The organism is Streptomyces sp. NBC_00237, from assembly GCF_026342435.1.
Lineage (GTDB): Bacteria > Actinomycetota > Actinomycetes > Streptomycetales > Streptomycetaceae > Streptomyces.
On sequence record NZ_JAPEMT010000003.1, the window covers coordinates 269,964 to 294,094 of the forward strand.

Here is a 24,131-nt window from a genome sequence, read left to right on the forward strand (position 1 = left end):
GGCAGCCGGGGGAAGGGAGGCGGAGCCGGCACTACCTCGGAGGTGGACCGGGCGGAGGCCGCGTGGAGCCGGACCGGAAGCGGAGCCGCTGGTCACTTCCCCGTGGCGTACGCGCTCCAGATCCGCACCGGGAAGACGGTGCCGTGCTGCGAGCCGGGTCCGCCCACACCCTGCATCCCCAGCAACTGGGGGGCGTCGGGCTTGGTGCGGAACATGGTGACGGCCGTCGTCAGCCCCTGGGAGTGCCCGATGAACCAGGCCGACCGCATCCGGTCGTTCGGGCCCGTCGCCCCCGCCGAGAGGTTGCCGGGGGCGGCGAACCCGCCCGAGGAGTTGAAGAGCTGGTTCTGCGCCAGCTTCGTCCAGGCCACCACGCTCAGGGTGTTGTTCACCTCCCGCGCCACCTCGGCGTTCATCACGCGCTGCGCAACGGGCTTCTCGAAGTCCTCGACCGGCTCGCCGTCCCTGGTCATCTCCGTCACCGAGTACGGGTCGGAGCGCATGCCCTCGTTGGTGAAGGCGGTGTACGCGTCGGCCATCCTGACCGCGCTCGGCGTGGACGTACCGAGCACGAAGGACTTGTCCAGGCGGGCCAGGCTCGCTTCGTGCAGCCCCGCCTTGACCGCGAACTCCTTCACCTTCTTCAGCCCGACCTGCTTGCCGAGCTGCACGAAGGTGGCGTTCCCGGACGCGACCAGCGCGTCGCGCAGGGTCGTCGGCCCCGAGGCGCCGGCACCGCCGGGGGTGACGCCCGGCGGGGTCACGGCACCACCGCCCGCGGGGATCATGACCAGACGGCCCTGCGCGTCGTAGCCGCTGTCCATGGTGATCCCGTCGCCGTGCTGGAGGCCCGCCGCCGCCACGAAGGGCTTGAAGGCGGAGCCGACCGGGACGCCCGCCGTGTCCGCGTTGTTGGTGAAGCGGGTGATCGCGTCGGCCCCGCCGTACACGGCGACCACGGCCCCGTCGGCGCGCACGGAGGCCGCGCCGATCTCGACGTGCTTGTCCTCCTCGCGCTTGCCGGGGTCCAGGTCGCGTTCCCGTACCGTCCGCACGGACTTCTCCAGGAGGTGCACCTTGGCCTTGTCGAAGGTGGTGTGCACCTTGTAGCCGCCCCGGGCGAGGTCCTTGTCGGTGAGGCCGGAACGCTTCTTGATGTACTTGTTGGCGATGTCGACGAGGTAGCCCGTCTGGCCGCCGAGGCTGGTCGGTTTGGCCGTCTTGCGGGGCTCGGGGAACTCCAGGTACGTGTTCCGCTCGGCCTGCGTCATCGTCCCGGTCTCCACCTGCCGGTCCAGGATCCACTTCCAACGTTCCACGGCGCGTGCGTGGTTGCCGCCGCCGCCCGCCGGGTCGTACTCCTCCGCCCCCTTGAGCAGCGCCGCGAGCAGCGCGGCCTGGCTGGGGTCGAGGTCCTTGGCGGGGACGCCGTAGTACGCCTGGGCCGCGGCCTGGATGCCGTTGGCGCCGCGCCCGAACCAACTGGTGTTCAGATACCCCTGGAGGATCTCCTCCTTGCTCCGCTCGTTGCTGAGCTTCAGCGAGATGACGAACTCCCGCAGCTTGCGTGTCGCCGTCTGCTCCTGGCTGAGGTACGTGTTCTTCACGTACTGCTGCGTGATGGTGGAACCGCCCTGCGTGTCACCGCCCTTGACGATGCTGACGGCGGCGCGGGCGATTCCCTTCAGGGACACCCCGGAGTCGTCGTAGAAGGTCTCGTTCTCGGCGGCGATGACCGCGTGCTCCATCGCGTCGGGTATCTCGGCGAGCGTGACGTTCTGCCGGTTGACCGTGCCCACGCTCACCATCTGGCTGCCGTCCGCCCAGTAGTAGACGGTGCCCTGCTGACGCGCCTCGGCGTTCTCGTCCGGTATGTCGACCGATGCGTACACGACGCCGAACAAACCGGCCAACACGGCGAGTCCGAGCAGTGCCCCACTCCCCGTCTGCCGCCAGGAGGGCACCCAGCGCCGCCAACCGGTCTTCCCCCGGCGGGGGTAGTCGACACGGCGACTGCCCGGGCGGGGGCGCCTGAGCAGGCCACGAAGGCGGGTGGGTCGGTTGGGACGTCGAGCCATGCTGGGGGTCAGCTCCTCGTTCACCGTCCCGCACCGGCTCGGTGCGGACTTGTGAGAGGAGATGTTCCGGATCGCGATCAGGTTGTCTCGCAGCCCTGTTCGCCCCGTTCTACGCCCTATGCGCCGGGGGAGAGATGGCCGGTTTCGCCCAGGCTGGTGAGCTGGCGGTTGTGGAAGTAGTCGTCCTCGCGGAGCACGGTGATGCTGCCGGACGGTGCGCGGAAGCTGACGTAGTCCGCCGACGCGAGCGGAATCCTGAGCCAGGACGCCACGACGAAGGTGATGGAGCCGCCGTGCGTGACGACGATCTGGTGCTCGCAGGGGCTGGCCAGGATGGCGTCCGTGGCCTCGTAGAGGCGTTGCGCCCACGCGCCCTTGGTCTCGGCACCGGGCACGCCCTCGTCGTGGTCCATGCGCTCCCCGACGGCGGGCGGCGGGACGAAGCTCCGGTCCAGCCATTCCTGCGGTCGGCCGCCCGCCTCCCCGTAGGACTTCTCCCGCAGGCGGGGGTCCAGGTGAGGTTTCACGTGAAACATCGCGGCCACCGCATCGGCTGTCTGCCGGGTGCGTCGCAGGTCGGAGGAGTACAGCTCCACCTCCGTGCCTGAGGGGACACGGGACCGCAGCTCCCGGGCGATGGAGTCCGCGTCGCGGAATCCGGCGGGAGTGAGGGGCGAGTCGTACCAGCCGCCGACGACGCCTTCGACGTGGTGCGTGGCTTCGGGGTGGGTGACGACGTACAGGGTGCGCATGGGGGCGTCCTCGGTACGGGGGCATGGGTGCGGGCCGCTCGGTGCGGCCCGCACCCGTCATGATCGCCGTCAGGCGTTCAGCAGGTCGGCGAGGGCGGCGGCCGGGTCGGTCTGCGGGGGCGCGCTCGGCCACCACTCGGTCCCCTGCTGCCGGTAGGGGTACCAGCGCCCGTCACGCCCGTACCGGAGCTGGAGGCCCCGGCCGGTGAGCGTCACGTGGTTGTCGGCCAGCTCCATCGCGGGCAGTTCGTCCTCCGCCCAGTCCGCGGCGAGCGTCGTGCGGGCTCGCGCGAGGTCCTGGTGCGGCGGGGTCCAGGACTCTTCCAGTACGTCGAGCCCGCCGCTGCCGCCCAACTGCCAGGCCCGCGCCGCCCGGTCGAGCCGCTCCGGAGCGCCGCACGCCTCACGCAGGCGTGCCACGGCCCGCGGGTCGGGGTGCGTGGCCGCGATCCGTACCGTGTCCTGCCAGGTGTCGAGCGGCGCGGGCGGTTCGGGACGGAAACCGTGGACGTGGGCGAGGAGTTCACGGGCCCGGGCAGCGGCCCCGGCGACGAGCGGAGACAGGGGGTCCGCCCCGACGCCCGACAACGGCCCGGACCGCCGGGCGGAGGGGCCAGGAAGGGGCGGGAGCGGCGGCAGGGAGGCCGGGGCCCGGTCGTAGGCATCCTGGGCGGGAGTGCCGTCCGGGAGCGGTTCGGGTACGCCGTCCCCCTCGCCCTCCTCCTCGGCCGCGCCGGTCATCGCCTGCATCAGCACGACCGACTTCAGCTCCTCCCGTGCCTCGTGCGTGCCGCGCCCCCGGATCAGCAGCAGCAGCGACGGCTCCGCGTCCAGGAGCCAGGACACCTGGTAGCAGAGCGCGGCGGCATGAGAGCACGGGTCCTCGAACTCGTCGCAGTCGCACTCCGCTTCGAGGTCCCCGTAGCCCGGGAGGATCCGTACCCGTGCGTCCTCGGAAGCCTCCAGCAGGTCGGGCGGCAGCTCACCGGCCAGCAGCTCGTTCAGCACGGCGGGCCGTTCGGCGGTCCGCTCCCACAGGCGCTCCCACTCGCCCTCGTCCAGTTCCGTGAAGGTCACCACGGTGTCGAAGGCCGTGTCGTCCTCGTACGCCTGAGCGGCGATGCGGCCGGGGCTGACCGTGATGGGGCCCAGCCGTCCCGAACGGGCGTAGGCGCGGCCGGACTTCAAAGCCTCGGTACTGAGCGAGGTGTCTTCGACCGCCTCGGTCCAGGACTGGCCCCACCAGGACTGGGCCCGGGTGCGGCCGCCCCTGCGGGCGGCGAAGGCGGCGAAGCCCCGCGCCGCGGTGCCCTGTGCCGCGTGGTCGTCGGGTGCTGCGTGGTCGTCGTGTGCGTGGCTCATCACAGGGTCCTCAGCTCGACCAGGTTGGCCAGTTCGTCGTTGGTCAGGTTCGACAGGGCCTGCTCGCCGCCGCCCAGGACGGCGTCCGCGAGGCCCTTCTTGGCTTCGAGCAGGGCGGCGATGCGGTCCTCGACCGTGCCCTCGGCGATCATCCGGTGGACCTGCACGGGCCGGGTCTGGCCGATGCGGTACGCGCGGTCGGTGGCCTGCGCCTCCACTGCCGGGTTCCACCAGCGGTCGTAGTGCACGACGTGGTCGGCCCGGGTCAGGTTGAGGCCGGTGCCCGCCGCCTTCAACGACAGCAGGAAGACCGGCACCTCACCGTCCTGGAAGCGCCGCACCATCTCCTCGCGGCGCGCCACCGGTGTCCCGCCGTGCAGCAGCAGTGTCGGTACGCCGCGTTCGCGCAGATGGCGTTCCAGGAGCTTCGCCATCGTGACGTACTGGGTGAAGACGAGGGCGGCGCCGTCCTCGGCGGTGATGGTGTCCAGGAGCTCGTCGAGCAGCTCCAGCTTGCCGGAGCGGCCCGCGAGCCGGTCAGGAGTCTCCTGCTTGAGGAACTGGGCCGGGTGGTTGCAGATCTGCTTGAGTCCGGTGAGGAGCTTCAGCACGAGGCCGCTGCGCGCGATGCCGTCACTGGAGCGGATCTGCCCCATGACGTCGCGCACCTGCTTCTCGTACAGCGCCTGCTGCTCGGCGGTGAGGGCGACGGGGCGGTCCGTCTCGGTCTTGGGCGGCAGTTCGGGGGCGATGCCCGGGTCGGACTTGCGGCGGCGCAGCAGGAAGGGGCGTACCAGCTCCGCCAGACGCTGCGCGGTCGAACCGTACGCACCGCTCTCCCCGGGCGGCGGCCCGAACTCGGCCCGCTCCGCGCGCTCCGCCTCGATCGCGGCGATCCACCGGCGGCGGAAGTGCGCATGGCTTCCGAGGAGGCCCGGGGTGGTCCAGTCGAGGAGGGACCAGAGCTCGGAGAGGTTGTTCTCGACGGGGGTGCCGGACAGGGCGATCTTCGCGTCGGCGGGGATCGCGCGCAGCGCCTGCGCGGTGCCGGAGTGCGGGTTCTTGACGTGCTGGGCCTCGTCGGCGACGACCATGCCCCAGCCGTGCGTGGCGAGCAGCCCGGCGTCCAGACGCATCGTCCCGTACGTGGTGAGGACGAATCCCGAGCCTTGGAGGGTGCGGCCCGGGCCGTGGTAGCGGTGCACGGGGGTGCCCGGGGCGAAGCGGTTGATCTCGCGCTGCCAGTTGCCGAGGAGGGAGGCGGGGCAGACCACCAGGGTGGGGCCGCTGCTGTCCGGGTGCTCCTGGCGCAGCAGGTGCAGGGCGATCAGCTGGACCGTCTTGCCGAGGCCCATGTCGTCGGCGAGACAGCCGCCGAGGCCGAGCGAGGTCATGCGGTCCAGCCAGCGCAGCCCGCGCAACTGGTAGTCGCGCAGGGTGGCGTTCAGCGCGGCGGGCGGGCGGAGGGGTTCGGTGCCGCCGTCGGGGTCGGCGAGGCGCAGCCGCAACGCGTCCAGCCACGGGCTCGGCGCGACCTTCACCTGCGTGCCCGCGATGTCGGTGTACCCGGTGAGGGCGACGCTGAGCGCCTCGATGGCGGTGAGCGGCTTGAGGTCGCGGTCACGGGCCTTGCGCGCGGTGTCGGCGTCGACGAGCACCCAGCGCCCGCGCAACCGGGCCAGGGGGTGAGGGGCGGAGGCGACGGCGGCGGTCTCCTCCTCGGTGAGCGGTTCGCCGTCGAGGGACAGGGCCCAGCGCAGGTCGACCGTGCCGTCACCGCCACCGCCACCGCCGAGGAAGGACCGCAGATCCGACGGAGGGGTACGCTCCGCGCCGACGACCGCCCGTACGGACAAGGAACGGGACGCGTCCTCGGGCCACTGGACCTCGACCCCGTGCGTACGCAGCCGCGAAGCGGCGTCGCCCAGCAGATCCTGGAGCTCGCGGCCGGTGAGAGCGAGCGCGGAGGGCACCGGCAGCAGCCGCGCCAGCGGGGGCCACACTTCGGCCGCCCGGCGCACGGCGAGGACGGTGTCGGCCTGGGCGCGCGGCCCGAACCCGGCGGCGTCGGCCCCGGCGAAGAGTTCGGCGGCGTCGGCGGAGAGGGTCGGGTCGGCGAGGCTGGACAGGTGGGGGACGAGGAGCAGCGCGGGTTCGCCCCCGTCCTGCGCGGGCACGGGCGCGTTCCCGTCCCGCACCTGCGCGACGTCCACGCGCAGCGCCATCCGTAGCCCGGAATCGAGACCGGCCGACAACTCCCTCGCCCAGTCCCGCAATTGCGGTACGTGCTGCGGCTCGACGGCGGCGAAGGCCGCGCGGCCGGTGGCCGTCGCCGCCGAGGGAGTGCGCGGCAGCGTGTCCGCGACCGCCGCGAGGAAGTCCCGTACGAGATCGGCCGTGTCCGGCAGCAGCAGTGGTCCGCCCTGCGGAACCGGAACCGGCAGGGCACGCGCCTCGGCGGGCATGGCGGCGGCCAGCGCCCGCACCTGCCGTACGTCGTCCAGGTCCAGCGGCCCGGCCCGCCAGGCGTCGTAACCGCCGTCGGACACGCCGGGCAGCAGCCGCTCCCGGGCGACGAGTTGCAGCGCGAGAGCGGTGGCCGCCCCCCAGAACGCGGCCGAGGGACGCACCGCACGGCCCGCCGTCTCCTCGTCGTAGCGCCGACGGGCCGTGGTGAGGGCGGGCAGCGCCTCGTCGACGGTCAGCCACACCACGGGGAACTTCCGTACGGCCACCGATGCCCCGTCGGGTACGGCGAAAGCCGCCTCGCCGTGCTCGCCGAAGGGCAGTTCGGGCAGTTCTCCGGCGCCTTCGGGGCACCAGAACGCCAGCCGCCCGGTCCGCGCCGGATCGCCCGGCTCGAAGACCACCGCGCACTGCGTCAGCAGGCCCGCCTGCTCACGCGTCATTCCCACCATCCGAGTTTGCCCCCTTGCATCGTCCTGCCCGACTCGCCCACGGGCCCGTCACCGTTCACGGCGGACGCCGTGTGCGTCCGGTGCGTAGCGGTACCACACGGGAGACGCGTGCCGCGAGGTGAGGGTTGTGCGGGCGGGGCGGAGAAGTGCCGAGACGCCGAGACACGGAGAAGGCAATCCGTAGTGCTCTCCGTGGCCACCACGGAGGTGCCCGGCGGCGGTACGAGGGAGGCTGTGACCACAGCGAGGAGCCCGGCACCACCGCCGGGACCGCACCCCGCAACTCACCTCCACGGGAGTCACCATGACCAAGTCTGCCCAGCGCCCCGCCACCGCCGCCAAGTCCTTCGACGGGTTCAGCGAGGAGGAGCGCGCCGCGATGAAGGACCACGCCCGTGAGCTGAAGGCGGAGTCGCGCCGCCTCTCGCGGGCGGACAAGGAAGCGGCGGCGGAGCAGGACGTCGTCGCGAAGATCGCCGAACTGGCCGGCACCGACCGGGTCCTGGCCGAAGCCTTCCACCAGCTGCTCAAGAAGGTCGCTCCGGACCTGACCTCCAAGCTCTGGTACGGGATGCCCGCCTACTGCAAGGACGGCAAGATGGTGTGCTTCTTCCAGAGCGCGGCGAAGTTCAAGTCCCGCTACGCGACGATCGGCTTCAGCGACCAGGCCCGGCTGGACGAGGACACCCTGTGGCCCACCACGTACGCCGTGACGGAGATGAACGCCGCCACCGAGGCCCGCATCACCGAACTGGTCGTGCGCGCGCTGAGCTGAAAGAGACTGACCTGAAGCAGGCTGAGCTGAAGGAGCACGTCGCCGTCAACGGCTGATCGTTGACGCCTCGTTCGAGGTGGTGAGCGCACCTGGATCGGTGGAACGCCGCGGCGTCGCGGAGCCTTCCCCTGGCCGGGACCTCACCAGCCACAGGCCGGTGAACACGGCGGTGGCCACGGTGACCGCGCCAGCGGCGAGGAAGGCGCTGTTGAGGCCGGTCTCGAAGGAGGCACCGTCGGATTGCCGGGTGCGGACGACGGCGCCGAGCACCGCCACGCCGAGCACCGCGCCGATCTGCCGGGTGGTGCTGCTGATGCCTGACGCGAGGCCGCCTTCCTGCGGGTCGACTGCCTGGATGGCGGCCCCCGTCAGGGGAGACATGGTCAGGGCGAAGCCGATGCCGACGACCCCCAGCCGCCACCACACGTTCCCGTAACCGGTGTCGGCGTGCACCGTACCGAGCGCCAGCAGTCCCAGTCCGGCCAGGGCCAGGCCCGTGGTCACCACGACGCGGAAGCCGTACCGGGCGGCGAGCCGGCCCGCGTACGGGCTGACGATCACCATGGCGACGGACACCGGCAGGGTCTGCAGGCCCGCGCGCAGGACCGAGCTGCCCTGGACGTACACGAAGAACTGGGAGAAGAAGAACGACGAACCCATGAGTGCGAACCCCACCACGACCATGGCGGTGTTGGACACGGTGAACAGGCGCTGCCGGAACAGCCGCAGCGGCAGCATCGGAGCGCGGCGACGCGCTTCGACGGCGACGAAGGCGGCGAGGAGGATCACCGAGGCGGTGAAACTGCCCAGGATCACCGGTGACGTCCAGCCTCGGGCGCCTCCCTCGATCAGCCCGAAGGTCAGCGTCCCCACCCCCAGAACGGACAGCACCGTCCCCGGGACGTCGATCGCGGGGGCGCTCGGATTGCGGGACTCTTCGAGGCCGCGCAGACCGACCAGCAGCAGGAACCCGCCGATGGGCAGGTTGACCAGGAAGATGGCGGGCCAGCCGAAGGCTTCGGTCAGCACGCCACCGGCCACGGGGCCCGCTGCCAGACCGATTCCGCTGAATCCGGCCCACAGTCCGATCGCCTTGACGCGCTCTCGCGGCTCGGGATGGGCGGCGACGAGCAGAGCGAGCGAGGCGGGGCTCAGCGCCGCGGCCCCGATGCCCTGGAGCACCCGCCCGGCGGCCAGCCAGCCGACCGAGGGTGCGAGGCTGCACAGCACCGACGCGACGGTGAACACCGCGACGCCGGTCAGGTACACCCGCTTGCGGCCGAACCGGTCGGCGAAGACACCGCCGGACAGCAGCAGCATGGCGACCAGCAGGACGTACGCGTCGACGATCCATTGCAGACCGGTCAGTTGCGTGTGCAGCCGGTGCTGCATGTCGGGCAACGCCGCTCCGACGATCGTGTTGTCGAGCAGGACCATGAACTGGCCCAGGCAGGTCACCGCGAGCAGCACGGCCCGGTTCGGTGGACTGCCTACGGCCGCGGGCGATGCCGCCATGGGGATCCCTCTCCCTCGTTGGTCGCGCCTCTCCACGGCCGACGTCGTCAGCCACCGGGCACGCTAAAGCAGTCAGCGACTGCGTTAGGGGACTGTAGGGAGGGTCGCCTCGTAAACGCAAGTGCTGACTGCGTTAAGGTGGGGGAATGAGTGAGCGACAGCCGTCCCGGCGGCCCGGCGGGCGCAGCGCCCGCGTCGGCGCGGAGGTGCACCGGGCCGTCACCGACCTGATCAACGAGCGCGGCTACGGCAACTTCACCGTCGGCGAGGTCGCAGCCCGCGCGGGCGTGGCCGACAGCAGCATCTACCGTCGGTGGGGCGGCCTGGAAACCCTGCTCACCGACGTGGCGCTCACCCGCCTCAACGCCCGGTCGCCGATGCCCGACACCGGGAGCCTGGCCGGGGACCTGCGCCTCTACGCGGCCAACGTGGCCCGTGAGATCACCGGACCCGACGGGCTGTTGCTGGTGCGCCTGGCCGTCGCCCTGTCGAGCAACGGTCAGCAGGGCCTCCAGGCGCGAGACGACCTGCGCGACGAACGGACCCGGCAACTCCAGTCCATGCTCGACCGCTCCCGCGAACGCGGCGAACCCGCACCAGACGCGTTGGGCGTGCTGGACCACGTCCTGGCCCCGATGTACATCCGCGTCCTGTTCGGCATGGAGCTCACCCCGGACTACGTCGACGGGCTGGTCGACCGCATGCTGTGACCTCGCACCGGCCCTGGAGCGCCTGACCGGCCGCGCCCGCCCGCAGGAGCAGACCGGCCGCGCGCGCCTACGGGCGCACGCCGGCCGCGCCCGCCCGCAGGCTCACGCCGAACCCGCCCCGGTCAGAACTTGCCGTAGTTCACCTGCCAGGTGGGCAGTCCCATCCGGCGCCACAGCTCCACCACCCGGTCCCGGTCGTCCAGCGACACCCGTACCGCGAACCGCTCGCGCACGTGCGCGTCGAAGAGCTCGGCCTTGACGACGTCGTCCCGCCGCTGGTCCTTGGCGGCGCGCATCCACAGCTCGTCGTACGGTACGTCGTTGCGCTTCAGCCACTCCTCTGTCTGCTCCCGGAACTCCTCGCTCCGGCCCGACAGCAGGATGAGCGCGTCGCCGTGCGTCTGGCGGAACGCGAGCAGCGCGTCCCGCACGGACGGGTTCAGCACGTCGAGCCCGCAGCGCGTGAAGTCGTACGGGCCCCGGTCGCCGGTCAGCGCGAGCGTGCCGTCGATGTCGCACATCACGGCGGAGGGCAGGGCCGGGTCCGGGACGTAGGGGGCCACCTCCACCTGGTCGTTGAACCAGTCGGCGGTGAGCCGCCAGCCGCCCTTGGTGGCCTTGAGGTGCTTGTCGGCGAGGATGCGGATGACGTCTTCGCCGACCGGGTTCGCGCGGGCGGCGTCCCGTCGTACGCACTCCTCCACCTGTACGTCGGTGAAGTCGTGCACCACGAAGGTGGCGTGGCCCGCCACCGCCGCCTTCAGCCGCTTCGGGATGTGCGGGGTGAGGTGCGTGTTGTCCACGACCACGTCGAAACCGGCGTCGACGGCCGCGCGGACCGCCTCGTCCTGGACGGCGAGCACGGTCTGCTCACGGGCCCAGGAGCGCGCCCGGCCCTCGGGCGACGCGTCGCGGTTGCGGTCGCCCGCGCGGGTGGCGGGGAGGTCGAGCATGGCGCGCAGGTCGTCCAGGTTGACCCGGCGCAGTCCGCCGTCGGACGCGGCCTGGAGGGCGCGGGCGGCGGTGGTCTTGCCGGACGCCGGGAGACCGGTCATCACGTGCACGACGGGCAGCGGGGCTGCGGGCGCGTCGGACACAGCCGCGTCGGGCACAGGAGCGTCGGGCACAGGAGTGTCGGACACGGCCGCGTCGGGAGCGGCTGTCACGGGCTCAGTTGCTTCGGGCATGGTTCAGCTGTCCTCATCGGTCTTGAACGGGTCGGCGGCCACCGGCTTCAGGGCGCGCCACACCACCAGGTCGGTCGGCTTCCCCTCCAGACGCTGGAACATGGCCGCCTTCACCGCGCGGTCCCGAAGCGCCTGGGCGGCGCGGGCGAACGCCGCCCGGTCTCCGCCGAGGTGGCTGATCGTCGCATACGCCGCGTCGATGGCCCGTTCCCGCTCGGAAAGGGCCTCCTCCAGCCGGGTGATCACTCCCCGTACCCACGCGTCGAACTCGTCCGGCACCTGTTCCAGCAGGTCGTCCAGCGGGGTGCCGCCGGTCGCCTCCTCGATGGGGGAACCGACGGCCTGCGCGACCAGGCGCGGCGAGCGGCCCGCTTCCCGGAAGCGCTGGATTCCGTAACCCCGCCAGATGTCCCGCTCGGTGACCCCGGTGAGGACCTTGTGCAGCCGTACGTACTCCGCGATCTTGACCTTGGCGCGCAGACCGGACGCGAAGCGGATCACGAAGCCCTCGGCGTCGGTGCCGGTGGAGGTCCCGCCGCCGGGCAGCGTGTTGGACGCGCTGAGCGCGAGGAGTTCGGCGAGGGGCATCGCGGGCCAGACCCGGACGACGGAGCCGATCGGCTCCCACGCCCCGGCGGCCTCGGCGAGCGGCACTTCCGTGCCGTCCGGGCCGTACGCGGCGAGCAGGACGAGGTCGCGCCGGTCGCCGTAGTTCACGACGATGCGGTTCTCCGGGTAGATGATCTCCATCAGGTACGTCGTCCCCGGGACGAGTCCGCTGGTGTCCTTGCCCGCGAGCAGGCGGCCCGCCCAGGTCGCCTGCTCACTCGTGAAGGAGCCCTTGGACGCGACGTGCCAGCGGCCCGAGTGGTGGAAGACGATGCCGAGGCTGCCGTCGACCTTGTCGTACACCTCGAAGGGCTCGTCGGGCAGCGGCGGCGCGTACGGCCGGTCCTGCGCGTGCTCGGCCGCGTTGAAGAACTTCGGCAGCGGCAGGGCCGCGACCTCGCCCGTCTCGTCGTCGACGACCAGCCCCCGGCAGCGCGAGGTCACGTCGGTCCATGCCTGTTCGTACTGGCAGGAACGGGTGTACGCGTAGATCGACAGCGGCAGGTCCGGGTGGGTCCTGCGCGTGACGTGGCCGATCTCGACGGCCTTGGCGAGGTCGTCGGGCTGCATGAGGTGGTCGAGACGAATACGGGACGAAGACATGGATTTCTCCTGGTTAGGTCCTCGTATCCTCTCGTGCCCGATGATGCGGAAGAAAGCGATTTACGCCGCGCGGCAGTGTCGTTCCACGCCGCGCGGCGTGGGCCCGCGGACCCGTCAGCGCACCGGGTGCGGCAGCCTCACCCGTACGAGCGTGGTCTCGATGCCGCTGTCGACAAGTCGGCCCTTCGCGTTGAACGCCTTCGGGCCGTCCGTCATCCCGAAGTCGTTGTCGTTGAGCAGGACGAGCGTCGACGAGCCCTCGACCGCGATGCCCTCGATCTTGCCGGGTACGCCCTTGACCGTGTTCAGGTCGACGACCAGACGCTTGCGCAGTACGGGAACCCCGGCGGCGGCCGGGTCGGGAAGCTCCTCCAGCGAGGGCTTCGCGGCGGAGTCCCACCGCGAGCCGAGGATGTCGTTCCCGGGCCGCAGCCGCACCTCGTGCAGCCGGGTGGACTTGTCCGTGCGCTCCTGCACCAGCAGCCGGTCGCCGCCGAGCGCCACCAGCGCGGAGAGCTTCAGCTCGGACGTCTTCTTCTGACCGGGCTCGACGACTCCGACCGGGTCGAACCGGTACGCGTACTCGGCCGTGACCTTGGCCTTCTTGGGCGAGAAGCGCAGCAGCCGCGTCGTGCGCGACTCCTCCCCTGCCTGCTTGCCCGGGTTGAGCAGCGGGCTCTGCAAGCCGATGACCAGATCGCCGCCCGGCAGCAGCGCCAGACCCTCGAAACCACGGTTGAGCTTCCGCTTCAGGAAGACCGACGGCAGCGACTCGACCACCGGGTATCCGGCCCCGGGCAGCTTCAGCCCCTTGGGCACGTGCCGGGCGAGGACCCGGCCGTGCGGGGAGACGTGGACGAGCGAGGGCCCGTACTCGTCGACCAGCCAGAAGCTGCCGTCCCGGTCCCGGACCAGGCCCTCGGTGTCCAGACCGTTCGGGTTGTACGTGAGCGGCTTCGACGCGTCGTAGTTGTACGGGGCCTCGTCGCGGTCCGCCCGGTTCGGCAGCCCGGTGACGGGAGCGCCGCCCGCCGTCGTCAGCGGAATCGACTTCAGCACCTGGACGCGCCCGCCCACGGCGCGGATCTTCACGATGGCCGGGTTGAACCCCGGCACCGGGAAGGTGCGCCGCTTCTCCTTGCCCACCTCTATCTGCCCGTTGGGGCCCCGGTCGGTGACCGTCCAGTACTCGCCGCGCCGCTCGGCCGGGTACAGGTCGCTGCCGATGCCGCCGAGGTCGACCCCCCGGTCGTTGTGGACGGTGCCGGGCAGCATGCGGTTGCTGAAGGCGCCGAGCGGGATGTCGGGCAGCGTCGCCGTCGACACGACCCGCGCGCCGTCCGGGCGGTGCCGGGCGGGAGCCGCCGCGTCGGCGGTGCCCACGACCGTGGTGAGCGCGAGCACGGTGGACAGCGGCAGCACCACGGCGACGGCGGGCCGGCGCAGGGGACGCGGATTCATCAGGAGAACTCCCTCGTACTTCCCAGGTACTTCCCAGGCACTTCCTTCGTGCTTCGCAGCACCTCGCGCATGGTGGAAGCCCACGGCGACAGCGCCATGATCGGCGCCCCCGCGCAACGAAGGGCGACGCGTACATGACGTCCGGGCGATCCCCGGGTGAACGCACGCGGAGGGAGCGCTCCTGCGGCCGCCATCAGCAGCGGGTCCTCGCCCCACGCGTCCAGCGCCCCGCCCCGACCCGCCCGCCGGGCCACGGCCTCGACCCGGGCGAAGAAGCGGTGCCGCGCGGACACGTCTCCCGTACGGACGACGTGGTCCCATGTGTCGAGCAGCGGGCCGGTGTCCCAGCCGGGCAGCGGGAACCGGATCGTGGGGTGAATCCTTTTCGGGGCTCGCCGCCTCTTGTCCGTGTACCGGCCGAACGCGCCGGTGGGATCGGGAGGAACACCATGGTGATGACCGGCATCGTGATCGGCGCCCTGCTCGTGGGCGCGTGCAGTTGGCATCTGCTGCGGCGCTACAGGAGCCGGGGATGAGCAGCCGTGCCCGCCATCTTTATGAGGAGCAGCCCGTGAAGCCGCGCTTCGCCTGGCCCGACGACCAGTTGATCAAGGCCGCCCAGGACGGCGACGTCATGTCACTCACCACCGTCGTCCTGGAGTCGCAGCCCCATGTGCGCAAGTTCGCGCTGACACTGTGCGCCTCGCCGCAGGACGCGGAGGACGCGGCGCAGGAGGCGCTGATCATCCTGTACCGGAAGATCGGCACCCTGCGGGCCACGGGTGCGCTCGCCTCGTGGATGTTCCGGATCGTGCGCAACGAATGCCTCAGGCACGTACGGACGCTCGCCTCGCGGAGCGAGGAGGCGCGGGCCGAGGCCCAGGAGGGCGCGCCCGCTGCGTCGTCCGCCGAGGACGCCGTACTGCACCGCCTGGAGGTGGCGCGGATCGCGGCAGCGGTCGGTGAACTTCCGCTCGACCAGCGGCAGGTCCTGGTCATGCGGGACATCCAGGGGCTGCCGGGCAGGACCGTGGCGCACGCGCTCGGTCTGAGCAGCGCGGCGATGAAGTCCCGGCTGCACCGGGCCCGCGCGGCGCTGCGCCACTCGCTGGCCGCGACCGAAGGAGACGTACGACCCGAAGGAGAGGTACGACCCGAAGGAGAGGTACGACCCGAAGGAGAGGTACGACCATGAGTACCGGGAAACTTCCGCAGACCCGGGCCGTCGCGTCCGGGCCGGACTTCGCCAGCGCGTCCGTACCCCGCCATCTGGCGCGTGGTGCGATCGGGCTGGGGCTGATCGTCGGTTCGATCGCCCTGGTGCCCGTCGTCGGGATGGTCGCGCTGCTGGCGGCCCCGCTGGCGCTGATCGCCTTCCGGGGCTGCCCCACCTGCTGGCTGGTCGGCCTGGCACAGTCGGTGTCGCGGGGGCGGCTGGAACGCCAGTGCGCGGACGGCGTCTGCACCCTCGCCAAGGCACCTTCGGCCGAGGCGCGTACGGCCACGGCGCCTCCGGCCACGGCGCCCATGGCGGAGGCCACGACCACGACGACCACGGCCGCGACCTCCGCCAGGTGAACTACCGCACCGGGTGCGGCTCGCGCCACATCCCCCACAGGGTCGGGCCGCCGCCCGGCAGCGGGAACTCCTCGCGCACGGTGAAGCCGAAGTGCTCGTAGAAGGGCACGTTCGACGGCTTGGAGGACTCCAGGTAGACGGGCTGCCCGGCGGCGTCCGCCTGCGCCAGGCCCGAGCGCAGCAACGCCGCCCCGTGGCCCTGCCCCCGGGCGTCCGGGTCGGCCCCGACGAGCGAGAGGGACCAGTGCGGCTCCTGCGGGGCGAGCCGGGCCGCCGTCTCGACGGCGGCCCCGAACGCCTCGGCCCGGTCGCCGAGGATGTTCCGGAGCTCCGCGATGGTGTCCGCGTCCGGAACCGCCTTCTCCTGGGCCTCCGTCGGCACCCAGAACGACGCGGCGGACGCGGTGCGTTCGCAGAGGCCGTGCAGGAGGTACTGCCGGGTGAAGAGGGTGCTGAAGTACCGGGTGAGCGACGCTTCGCGCGTGGCGTCCTCGGTGAAGAACGAGAGCATCATCGGGTCGTCGACGAAGGCGCGGGCCAGGATCCGGCTGATCTGCGGAGCATCGTCGACCGTTGCCGTCTGAGGGGCGGTTGTTATCGGCATGAAGATCATTCTGCACACCCCTGATCCGTGGTGACACGCGCCCCGTTGCCCGCGCGGACACCCGTGCTGACCAGTAGCCGAGGGCGTTCGCTCCGACTCGCCCCGGGTGATGGTTCCCTGGGCAACAATGTGCTCGAAACAACGTGCACAGGGGCACGTACGTGCCCTTCGCCCAGGGGAGTCATCGCATGCGCACACTGATCAGCACCGCCTTCGTCTCGCTCGACGGCGTGGTGGAGGCTCCGGGCGGCGAGCCCGGTTACCGGAACTCCGGCTGGACCTTCAAGGACGTGGAGTTCCTGCCCGAGGCGTTCGAGATCAAGGGCCGGGAGCAGCAGGAGTCCACCGCGATGCTGCTGGGCCGAACCAGCTACGAGGCGTTCAGCCCGGTGTGGCCGGACATGGAGGACTTCGCCGAGTACAAGCTCATGCCCAAGTACGTCGTCTCCACCACCCTCGCCGACGAGGACCTGGTGACGAACTGGGGCGAGACGACGATCCTGCGCTCGCTCGACGAGGTCGCCGCGCTGAAGAAGACCGAGGGCGGCCCGATCATCGTGCACGGCAGCGCCACCCTCAACCGGGCGCTCTCCGACGCGGGTCTGATCGACCGCTACCACCTCCTCGTCTTCCCCCTCCTGCTGGGCGCGGGCAAGCGTCTGTTCAGCACCACCGACAAGGACACCCAGAAGCTGAAGCTGGTCGAGCACGAGGCGTACGCCAACGGTCTCCAGAAGAACGTCTTCGACGTGGTCCGCTGACGCTGACCTCGCCTGACCGCCTGACCGCCTGACCGCCTGACCGCCTGACCGCCTGACCGCCTGACCGCCTGACCGCCCGGCTTCCGGGGCGGCTCGCTCACGCGCTGAGCGAACCGCCCTGTCCGCCCACGCCGCGCAGCAGCGTGTCGACCACGAGGGTGGCCAACTCGTCGACGTCGTCCGCCTCTTCCGAGCGCTCCTGCGCGGCCTCGTGGATCAAGGCGTAGTACACCCGACGGGCCCAGGCCAGGTCCGTGTCCCGGCGCAGTACGCCCGCCTCCCGCGCGCGCTGGAACAGGCGGTCGCACTGGGCCAGCACGTCGGCATGGGCCCGCGCCACCTCGGGGTCCTCCGGGGCGGTCCTGCTCATGGCGAAGCCCCACCCGATCTTGACCCGCAGGACGTTGGCGGTCGCCTGGTAGAGGGCGACGAGCGGGGGAGCGGTGTCGGGATGCGCGCTCGTCACGGCCTCGTGGAACTGCCGCGTGGCCCAGGCCGTCAGCGCGTCCACCAGGGCCTCGCGGCTGGTGAACCGGCGGTGCACGGTCGTCCGGGCGACACCCGCCGCCTCCGCGATCTGCTCCATCGTGGCCGCCGGGTTGGCGCTGAGGACCCGCTCCGCCGCTTCCAGGATCGCTCGTACGGTCCGCTCCGCGTCCGCACGCAACGGCCGTTGCTGAGTCTTCCGTTCCACGGGTCACCCTCTCTCCGACGTCTTCGAGCTGCGAGAAGAGTACGGGAAGGTCGCCACTCATTCGATACTTGCAACATCAGTGTCGCAAGTTCTATGGTTCACGCATCGAACGAGACCCATCTTTGTGTAGGGGTGTGCTCCATGGATCTGCAACTCACTGACAAGACCGCCGTCGTGACCGGTGCGAGCCGGGGGATCGGCCTCGCCGTCGTCTCCACGCTGGTGCGGGAGGGTGTCCGCGTGGTCGCCGCCGCGCGCACGATCACACCGGAACTCAAGGCCACCGGCGCGATCGGCGTCCCCGTGGACCTCTCCGAACCCGAAGGCCCCGCCCGTCTCGTCGCCCTTGCCGAGGCCGAACTCGGCGGACTCGACCTCCTGGTCAACAACGTCGGCGGCGGCGACACGGGGGACGGGCAGACGGGCGGCTTCCTCTCCTTCACCGACCAGCAGTGGAGCGACGCGTTCGACCTGAACTTCCTCGCCTCGGTCCGCACCACCCGGGCCGCACTGCCCCACCTCGTCACCCGTCGGGGCGCGATCGTCACCATCTCCTCCAACGGAGCCAGGACCCCGCACGCGGGCCCCGTCCCGTACACCACCGCCAAGGCCGCACTGACGGCGTTCGGCAAGGCCCTGGCCGAGGAGTTCGGCCCGCAGGGCGTCCGGGTCAACACGGTCTCGCCCGGTCCCGTCCGTACCGACATGTGGGAGAGCCCCGACGGATACGGAGCCGAACTCGCCAAGTCGATGGGCCTGGAGCAGGAACAGCTCCTGGCCGCCCTCCCCGCCGCCACGGGCATGCTCACCGGCAGGCTGGTGCGCCCCGAGGAGGTCGCCGCCCTGGTGGCCTACCTCGCCTCGCCCCTCGCGGGCAGCACCACCGGAGCGGACCACATCATCGACGGGGGTGCGATCAAGACGGTCTGAGCCGAGGGTCCTGACCCGAGGGCCTTGCGGTACGGCGTCGGCCCGGCCGCTCCGGGCGGTTTCCGTGAGCCGTGTCTCAACCGGCCGCCCCGCCTTGTTTGTGCAACAAGTTGCATAGCAAGATCGGACTGCGAGAGCCCCTCGACGTACGCGGGCCGTACGGACTTCGTGCGCGGGCCGTACGAAGTTCGTGCGCAGGCCGTACGAAGCCAGCCGCCCTCCCCGAAAGGCACCCCTCATGGCCGCCCCCCTCCTCTTCAACCCGCAGACCTACGACCCGCAGGGCTTCGACGCCGAGACCGGCAGGCTGCTGCGGGCCACCGTCGACTGGTTCGAGGCGCGCGGCAAGCGCCGGCTCATCGAGGACTACCGCACCCGGGCCTGGCTGGCGGACTTCCTCGCCTTCTCCGCGAAGGAGGGGCTCTTCGCGACCTTCCTCACCCCAGCCTCGGCCGCCGGGGACAACCCCGACAAGCGCTGGGACACCGCCCGCATCGCCGCCCTCAACGAGATCTTCGGCTTCTACGGGCTCGACTACTGGTACGCCTGGCAGGTGACGGTTCTCGGCCTCGGCCCGGTCTGGCAGAGCGACAACGCCGAGGCCCGCACCCGCGCGGCGCAGCTCCTCGACCAGGGCGAGGTGTTCGCCTTCGGCCTCTCCGAGAAGTCGCACGGCGCGGACATCTACAACACGGACATGCTGCTCACCCCGGCCGCCGACGGCGGCTTCCGCGCCACCGGCTCCAAGTACTACATCGGCAACGGCAACGCGGCCGGCCTCGTCTCCGTCTTCGGACGGCGCACCGACGTCGAGGGCCCCGACGGGTACGTCTTCTTCGCCGCCGACAGCCGCCACGACGCCTACCACCTGGTGAAGAACGTCGTCGACTCCTCGAAGTACGTGAGCGAGTTCCGCCTGGAGGACTACCCGGTCACCGCCGCCGACGTCCTGCACACCGGCCGCGCCGCCTTCGACGCCGCGCTCAACACCGTCAACGTCGGCAAGTTCAACCTGTGCACCGCCTCCATCGGCATCTGCGAGCACGCGATGTACGAGGCCGTCACCCACGCCACGAACCGCATCCTCTACGGCCGCCCCGTCACCGCGTTCCCGCACGTGCGCCGCGAGCTGACCGACGCGTACGTGCGCCTCGTCGGCATGAAGCTCTTCAGCGACCGCGCCGTCGACTACTTCCGCACCGCGGGCCCCGACGACCGCCGCTACCTCCTCTTCAACCCCATGACGAAGATGAAGGTGACCACCGAGGGCGAGAAGGTCATCGACCTCATGTGGGACGTCATCGCCGCCAAGGGCTTCGAGAAGGACAACTACTTCGCCCAGGCGGCCGTCGAGATCCGCGGCCTGCCCAAGCTGGAGGGCACGGTCCACGTCAACCTCGCCCTGATCCTGAAGTTCATGAAGAACCACCTGCTGGACCCGGCCCCGTACGAGGCCGTCCCGACCCGTCTCGACGCGGCCGACGACGACTTCCTCTTCCGGCAGGGCCCGGCGCGCGGTCTCGGCGACATCCGCTTCCACGACTGGCGTCCCGCCTTCGACGCGTTCGCGAGCCTCCCCAACGTGGCCCGCCTGCGGGAACAGGCCGACGCCCTCTGCGAGTTCGTCACCACCGCCGCCCCCGACAAGGAGCAGAGCAAGGACCTCGACCTCCTCCTCTCGGTCGGCCAGCTCTTCGCGCTCGTCGTGCACGGCCAGCTGATCCTGGAGCAGGCGAAGCTGAAGGGCCTCGACGAGGACGTCCTCGACGAGCTCTTCGCCGTCCTCGTACGGGACTTCTCCGCGCACGCCGTGGAGCTGTACGGCAAGGACTCCGCCACCGAGGCGCAGCAGGAGTGGGCGCTCGCGGCGGTCCGCCGTCCCGCCGTCGACGAGGAGCGCTTGTCCCGCGTCTGGCAGCAGGTCGAGGCCCTGTCGGGCACGTACGAGATGGCCCCCTGACCCTCCCGGGGCCCTGGGGCACAGCCTGCGGGGAAGGCGAAGGCGACGGCCGTGTACCTTCCCCGCATGGCGACCATTCACGACACCACAGTGACCCCGACCAAACTCGAAGTCCTCACGGCCTGGCTGCCCACCCGCCCCTGGTACCAGGGCACTTCGACCCCGCAGCTCGCCAAGGCGGGAGGCTTCCGGCTGGACGACCCCGAAGGCACCACCGGCATGGAGTTCATGGTGGTCACGGACACTTCCGGAGACAGCCCCGTCGCGTACCACGTGCCCGTCACCTACCGTGGCGTGCCGCTCGAAGGGGCTGCCGAGCAGGCCCTCATCGGCACGATGGAGCACGGCGTGTTGGGGCCGCGCTGGATGTACGACGGCCCGCAGGACCCGGTCCTCGCCGCCCGGCTGCTGGCCCTCCTCCAGAACCGCGCCGAGCCCCAGCAGCAGAGCGTGAGCGACACCCCGGACCCGACCGTCGTCGCCGAGACCACGGGACCCGCCCTCCCCGACGGACTCGTGCCGGGTGACGTACGGGAAGGCAAGCACGACACCGCTGTCACCGTACGGATTCCAGGAGAGTCCGCAGCGTCGGGTGAGCCGGGCGCGCTGACCCTGTCGGTGACGCGCGTGCTCCGCCCGGACGCCCTGGAAGCCCCCGCCGATGCGGCGGAGCCCGGGGGGACCCGGGCCCGCGTCACCGCGGACTGGACCTTCCCGGACGGGACCAGGCTCCGGGGCACGTTCGCCGCGCTCCGCCCCGCGACGGACTGACGCGAGCACCCGGCGGCGGCCTCAGCGCGTGCCGCCGCCGTGGTGGGCGGCGGACTCGGCGGCGGACTTCAGGTCGTGCAGCCACTTTTCGAGGCCCTGGCGGAGGATCTCCGTCGCGGCCGGAACGTTCGCGTCGACCACGGCGCCGGTGTGGGTCTCCTCCGTGGTCACCCGCACACCTCCCCCGACCTTGGTGAACTTCCACACGTGCACGCCGTCGATGCGCAGGCCCTCGCCGACCGCCGGGCCGGTCCAGCGGATGCAGGAACCGCGCTTGAGCTGCTCGACCGTCGAGGTGATGTCGAGGCTGGTGGCGGGAGTCGACGGGTTCGGCGGCACGGGAGTCGTCCAGCGGAACGCCGAACCCGCGCGGAACGGGCCGTGGTCGAGGCGGTCCACGTCCGTGATGCCGGGCTGCCAGGAGGGCCAGCGCTTCACGTCGGTCTGGAGCTTCCAGACGGTGTGCAGGGGCGCGTGGATGACGGTCTCGGTGCGGTGGCGGACGCGGGCGTCGGGGTCGACGCCCGCGCCCCGGCAGGTCAGCGGCGCGGGGGTGTGCGAACGGGAGTCGGCGGGGGTGGCCCCGGCGGGAGCCGCTGCGCTGCCGAGAACGCCCGTGGCGACGAGCGAGACGGTGAGCAGTGCGGCACGGGTGCTGCGGATCGCGGACATGGAGGTCCCCTTCTCAAGTCGGTCGGAAGGCAAGGAAGTTGCCGCGTTGGCTAGAAGCCAGTGCGTTCGTTACAAGTTATAACTGGGCCGGGCGTGATGGGTCAACAGTTTCGTGATAGCTTCTAACGAAAATTGGATGTGCGAAGAGACGTGCGAAGAGATGCGGGAAGAGAAGGGCGGCAGGCCGTGGTGAAGACGGACGCGGACGCGGAGACCCCGCGCGAGCGCTACCGCGCCCAGGTGCGCGCGGAGATCAAGGAACACGCCTGGCAGCAGATCGCCACGGCGGGAGCGTCGGCCCTCTCCCTCAACGCCATCGCCAAACAGATGGGCATGAGCGGCCCCGCCCTCTACCGCTACTTCGCCAGCCGCGACGAACTCATCACCGAGCTCATCCGGGGTGCCTACCGCAGCCTCGCCGACACCCTCCAGGAGGTCGCCGCGTCAGGCGCCGACCTGCCCGCCCTCGCGCACGCCCTGCGCGACTGGGCCTTGACGGACCCGCAGCGGTACCTCCTCGTCTACGGCACCCCCGTCCCCCGCTACCAGGCTCCCGAAGACATCACGGGCATCTCCGACGCGATCATGAAGACGCTCCTCGACACGTGCACCGCCCGCACGCCGAAGGGTCCCGCCACACCCTTCAGCGCTCACCTGGCCGAGCACCGGCACTGGGCCTCGGGCCACCCCGCCCCGCCCGCGGCCCTGCACCTCGCCGTGACCTTCTGGACCCGTATGCACGGAGTCCTGTCCCTGGAGCTCGCCGGTCACTTCGCGGGCATGGGCTTCGACCCCGCCCTGCTCTACGCCGCCGAACTGGACGCCCTGGCGGCGCGCTGACCCCGGGCGGCCCTCCGGTGCCGCAGGTTGACGACCGAAGCCTTCGCCACGGCCACCGGGCTCAGGAACCGCGTCGGACCGATCAGCCGCGACGCGAAAAGGTGCATGTGCCGCGCCACCGCCGTGTCGCGCGCGGCGGCCGAGAACATCAGCCGCTCCACCGGGTTGAACGGCCGGGCCGTCGCGAAGTCGGCCGCCAGGAACTGGTGCCCGCGCAGCCGCCGACCGTGCCGCCGCGCGTACACGGCGAGGGCCTTGTCCAGATCGCCCCGCCCGGCGGCGGCCGGACCGACCGCCTCCGCCAGCCACTGCGCGGACTGGAGCGCCCACCCGCACCCCACGCCCCACAGGGGATCGGCCGTGAGCGCGGCGTCCCCGACGAACGCGAGCCCCGGAGCGGTCGGCCTGCGGCTGTGCAACGGGTAGTCGACCGTGCCGATGATCTTGGTGACGCGCTCGGCGGAGTCGACGGGAGGCGCCTCGGGCAGCGCGCGCACGAAGTCGAGGAAGCTGCCCTCCAGATCCTCCCGGAAGGCGGGCAGCCGCTTCTTGTCCGGGAGCACGGCCACGACCGTCACCCCGTCGTCGTTCGGGAACGCGTACGCCATGTCGGGTTCGAGGAACCAGGCGTGGCTGATCCCGTCGCGCAACGGCAGGTTCCGGAAGTGCGCGAGATACCCGAACCGCCCGTTCTCGTACGGCTTGGCGGGCACCCCGGCGAACTTCGCCACCGCCGAGTCCTTGCCGTCCGCCCCGACCACCAGCCGGGCCCGGAGCTCCCGCTCGCCGCCGTCCCGCGTCGAGACCCGCACTCCCACGGTCCGCGCGTCCCCGCCCGCGCCCTCCCGCAGCAGCCCCGTCACCTGATGGCCGAGCAGCAGATCCACCCCGGGCGTCTGGGCCGCGCGCGCTCTGATCAACGGGTCGAGGGTGCTGCGCCGGACGTTGTACCCGTACGGCAGCCTGGCGTCCGTCTCCGCGCCCCACGGCTCGATCCACCCCCAACGGGTGTGCCAGCGTGCCTTGTTGGGGACCGCACCCGCCTTCTCCAGCGCCGGGAGGAGGCCGAGTTCAGCCAGTACCGGATGGGCTCCGGCCGTGATGGAGTGCGTGCACAGCACCTTGTACGCCTCGGGGTCCGAGCGGCGCTCAAGGAGGGCGACGCGCGCGCCGCGGCGGGCGAGCAGTATCGCCGCGGCACAACCGGCGAGGCTCGCCCCGCCGATGACGACGTCGTAGTCCTGTATCGCGGCGCGCTCGGCGGGCTCGGGCTGGGTCATGTGCGGTGGTCCCCCTCGGGATGCGGGCCGTACTGGTGAGTAGTACGGACACCTCCCGGCTCTTCCCCGCC

The 24,131-nt window shown here is 71.5% G+C and carries 22 protein-coding genes; 9 read left to right on the forward strand and 13 right to left on the reverse strand.

What is annotated here, in order from left to right:
- Nucleotides 1-92: 92 nt before the first annotated feature.
- The 4 genes from OG897_RS28130 to OG897_RS28145 form a co-directional block, all read right to left on the reverse strand.
- Nucleotides 93-2,078 (reverse strand): transglycosylase domain-containing protein, encoded by a 1,986-nt coding sequence (locus OG897_RS28130; protein ID WP_266660979.1) that lies wholly within the window; start codon nt 2,076-2,078, stop codon nt 93-95.
- 116 nt (nt 2,079-2,194) lie between these two features.
- Nucleotides 2,195-2,830 (reverse strand): histidine phosphatase family protein, encoded by a 636-nt coding sequence (locus OG897_RS28135; protein WP_266660981.1) that lies wholly within the window; start codon nt 2,828-2,830, stop codon nt 2,195-2,197.
- A 69-nt stretch (nt 2,831-2,899) separates the two neighbouring features.
- Nucleotides 2,900-4,192 carry an SWIM zinc finger family protein gene (locus OG897_RS28140; RefSeq protein ID WP_266660983.1) on the reverse strand — a complete coding sequence of 431 codons (1,293 nt, stop codon included), beginning with the start codon at nt 4,190-4,192 and terminating at the stop codon, nt 2,900-2,902.
- On the reverse strand, nt 4,192-7,110 hold the full coding sequence (locus OG897_RS28145; RefSeq protein ID WP_266660985.1) for a DEAD/DEAH box helicase: 2,919 nt from the start codon (nt 7,108-7,110) through the stop codon (nt 4,192-4,194). Before OG897_RS28145 ends, OG897_RS28140 begins: the two co-directional genes overlap by 1 nt.
- A 304-nt stretch (nt 7,111-7,414) precedes the next feature.
- Between OG897_RS28145 and OG897_RS28150 the strand changes: the two genes are divergently transcribed.
- Complete coding sequence (locus tag OG897_RS28150; protein ID WP_266660987.1) at nt 7,415-7,885, forward strand: iron chaperone; 471 nt, start codon at nt 7,415-7,417, stop codon at nt 7,883-7,885.
- 45 nt (nt 7,886-7,930) lie between these two features.
- On the opposite strand, the gene OG897_RS28155 is transcribed toward OG897_RS28150, so the two are convergent.
- Nucleotides 7,931-9,400, reverse strand: coding sequence for an MFS transporter (locus tag OG897_RS28155; protein WP_266660989.1), 1,470 nt, complete (start codon nt 9,398-9,400; stop codon nt 7,931-7,933).
- A gap of 146 nt (nt 9,401-9,546) precedes the next feature.
- Here OG897_RS28155 and OG897_RS28160 point away from each other — a divergent pair, with 146 nt between their 5' ends.
- On the forward strand, nt 9,547-10,110 hold the full coding sequence (locus OG897_RS28160; RefSeq protein WP_266660991.1) for a TetR/AcrR family transcriptional regulator: 564 nt from the start codon (nt 9,547-9,549) through the stop codon (nt 10,108-10,110).
- 122 nt (nt 10,111-10,232) lie between these two features.
- On the opposite strand, the gene OG897_RS28165 is transcribed toward OG897_RS28160, so the two are convergent.
- The 4 genes from OG897_RS28165 to OG897_RS28180 all read right to left on the reverse strand — a co-directional run bounded on the left by OG897_RS28165 (nt 10,233) and on the right by OG897_RS28180 (nt 14,476).
- Complete coding sequence (locus OG897_RS28165; protein ID WP_266660993.1) at nt 10,233-11,297, reverse strand: AAA family ATPase; 1,065 nt, start codon at nt 11,295-11,297, stop codon at nt 10,233-10,235.
- Nucleotides 11,298-11,300: 3 nt separating this feature from the next.
- Nucleotides 11,301-12,509: an RNA ligase gene (locus OG897_RS28170; protein WP_266660995.1), complete on the reverse strand. Its 1,209-nt coding sequence runs from the start codon at nt 12,507-12,509 to the stop codon at nt 11,301-11,303.
- A gap of 114 nt (nt 12,510-12,623) precedes the next feature.
- Entirely contained in the window at nt 12,624-13,970 is a 1,347-nt protein-coding gene (locus OG897_RS28175; RefSeq protein ID WP_266660997.1) for an esterase-like activity of phytase family protein, read from the reverse strand.
- On the reverse strand, nt 13,970-14,476 hold the full coding sequence (locus tag OG897_RS28180) for a hypothetical protein (RefSeq protein WP_266662541.1): 507 nt from the start codon (nt 14,474-14,476) through the stop codon (nt 13,970-13,972). Before OG897_RS28180 ends, OG897_RS28175 begins: the two co-directional genes overlap by 1 nt.
- Nucleotides 14,477-14,604: 128 nt before the next feature.
- On the opposite strand from OG897_RS28180, the gene OG897_RS28185 reads away from it, so the two are divergent.
- Nucleotides 14,605-15,165 (forward strand): RNA polymerase sigma factor, encoded by a 561-nt coding sequence (locus tag OG897_RS28185; RefSeq protein ID WP_323188125.1) that lies wholly within the window; start codon nt 14,605-14,607, stop codon nt 15,163-15,165.
- Nucleotides 15,162-15,548 (forward strand): hypothetical protein, encoded by a 387-nt coding sequence (locus OG897_RS28190; RefSeq protein WP_266660999.1) that lies wholly within the window; start codon nt 15,162-15,164, stop codon nt 15,546-15,548. The genes OG897_RS28185 and OG897_RS28190 overlap by 4 nt, the downstream gene beginning before the upstream one ends.
- 1 nt (nt 15,549) lies before the next feature.
- On the opposite strand, the gene OG897_RS28195 is transcribed toward OG897_RS28190, so the two are convergent.
- The gene (locus tag OG897_RS28195; RefSeq protein WP_266661001.1) at nt 15,550-16,152 is read right to left on the reverse strand and encodes a GNAT family N-acetyltransferase; all 603 of its coding nucleotides are present in this window, start codon (nt 16,150-16,152) and stop codon (nt 15,550-15,552) included.
- A gap of 188 nt (nt 16,153-16,340) precedes the next feature.
- On the opposite strand from OG897_RS28195, the gene OG897_RS28200 reads away from it, so the two are divergent.
- Nucleotides 16,341-16,913: a dihydrofolate reductase family protein gene (locus tag OG897_RS28200; RefSeq protein ID WP_266661003.1), complete on the forward strand. Its 573-nt coding sequence runs from the start codon at nt 16,341-16,343 to the stop codon at nt 16,911-16,913.
- A gap of 97 nt (nt 16,914-17,010) precedes the next feature.
- Here the strand turns inward: OG897_RS28200 and OG897_RS28205 are convergent, their stop codons facing one another.
- Nucleotides 17,011-17,607: a TetR/AcrR family transcriptional regulator gene (locus OG897_RS28205; protein WP_266661005.1), complete on the reverse strand. Its 597-nt coding sequence runs from the start codon at nt 17,605-17,607 to the stop codon at nt 17,011-17,013.
- 141 nt (nt 17,608-17,748) lie between these two features.
- Between OG897_RS28205 and OG897_RS28210 the strand changes: the two genes are divergently transcribed.
- The 3 genes from OG897_RS28210 to OG897_RS28220 all read left to right on the forward strand — a co-directional run bounded on the left by OG897_RS28210 (nt 17,749) and on the right by OG897_RS28220 (nt 21,268).
- Complete coding sequence (locus tag OG897_RS28210; protein ID WP_266661007.1) at nt 17,749-18,537, forward strand: SDR family NAD(P)-dependent oxidoreductase; 789 nt, start codon at nt 17,749-17,751, stop codon at nt 18,535-18,537.
- Between the two features lie 238 nt (nt 18,538-18,775).
- Nucleotides 18,776-20,497 (forward strand): acyl-CoA dehydrogenase family protein, encoded by a 1,722-nt coding sequence (locus OG897_RS28215; protein ID WP_266661009.1) that lies wholly within the window; start codon nt 18,776-18,778, stop codon nt 20,495-20,497.
- Nucleotides 20,498-20,563: 66 nt separating this feature from the next.
- Nucleotides 20,564-21,268, forward strand: a complete 705-nt coding sequence (locus OG897_RS28220) for a 1,4-alpha-glucan branching protein (RefSeq protein ID WP_266661011.1) — start codon at nt 20,564-20,566, stop codon at nt 21,266-21,268.
- 21 nt (nt 21,269-21,289) lie between these two features.
- Here the strand turns inward: OG897_RS28220 and OG897_RS28225 are convergent, their stop codons facing one another.
- A complete protein-coding gene (locus OG897_RS28225) occupies nt 21,290-21,940 on the reverse strand; it encodes an SRPBCC family protein (protein ID WP_266661013.1) in 651 nt (216 codons plus the stop codon).
- A 186-nt stretch (nt 21,941-22,126) separates the two neighbouring features.
- On the opposite strand from OG897_RS28225, the gene OG897_RS28230 reads away from it, so the two are divergent.
- Nucleotides 22,127-22,780, forward strand: coding sequence for a TetR/AcrR family transcriptional regulator (locus tag OG897_RS28230; RefSeq protein WP_266661015.1), 654 nt, complete (start codon nt 22,127-22,129; stop codon nt 22,778-22,780).
- Here the strand turns inward: OG897_RS28230 and OG897_RS28235 are convergent.
- A complete protein-coding gene (locus OG897_RS28235; protein ID WP_266661017.1) occupies nt 22,744-24,060 on the reverse strand; it encodes an NAD(P)/FAD-dependent oxidoreductase in 1,317 nt (438 codons plus the stop codon). The genes OG897_RS28230 and OG897_RS28235 overlap by 37 nt on opposite strands.
- Nucleotides 24,061-24,131 lie beyond the last annotated feature (71 nt).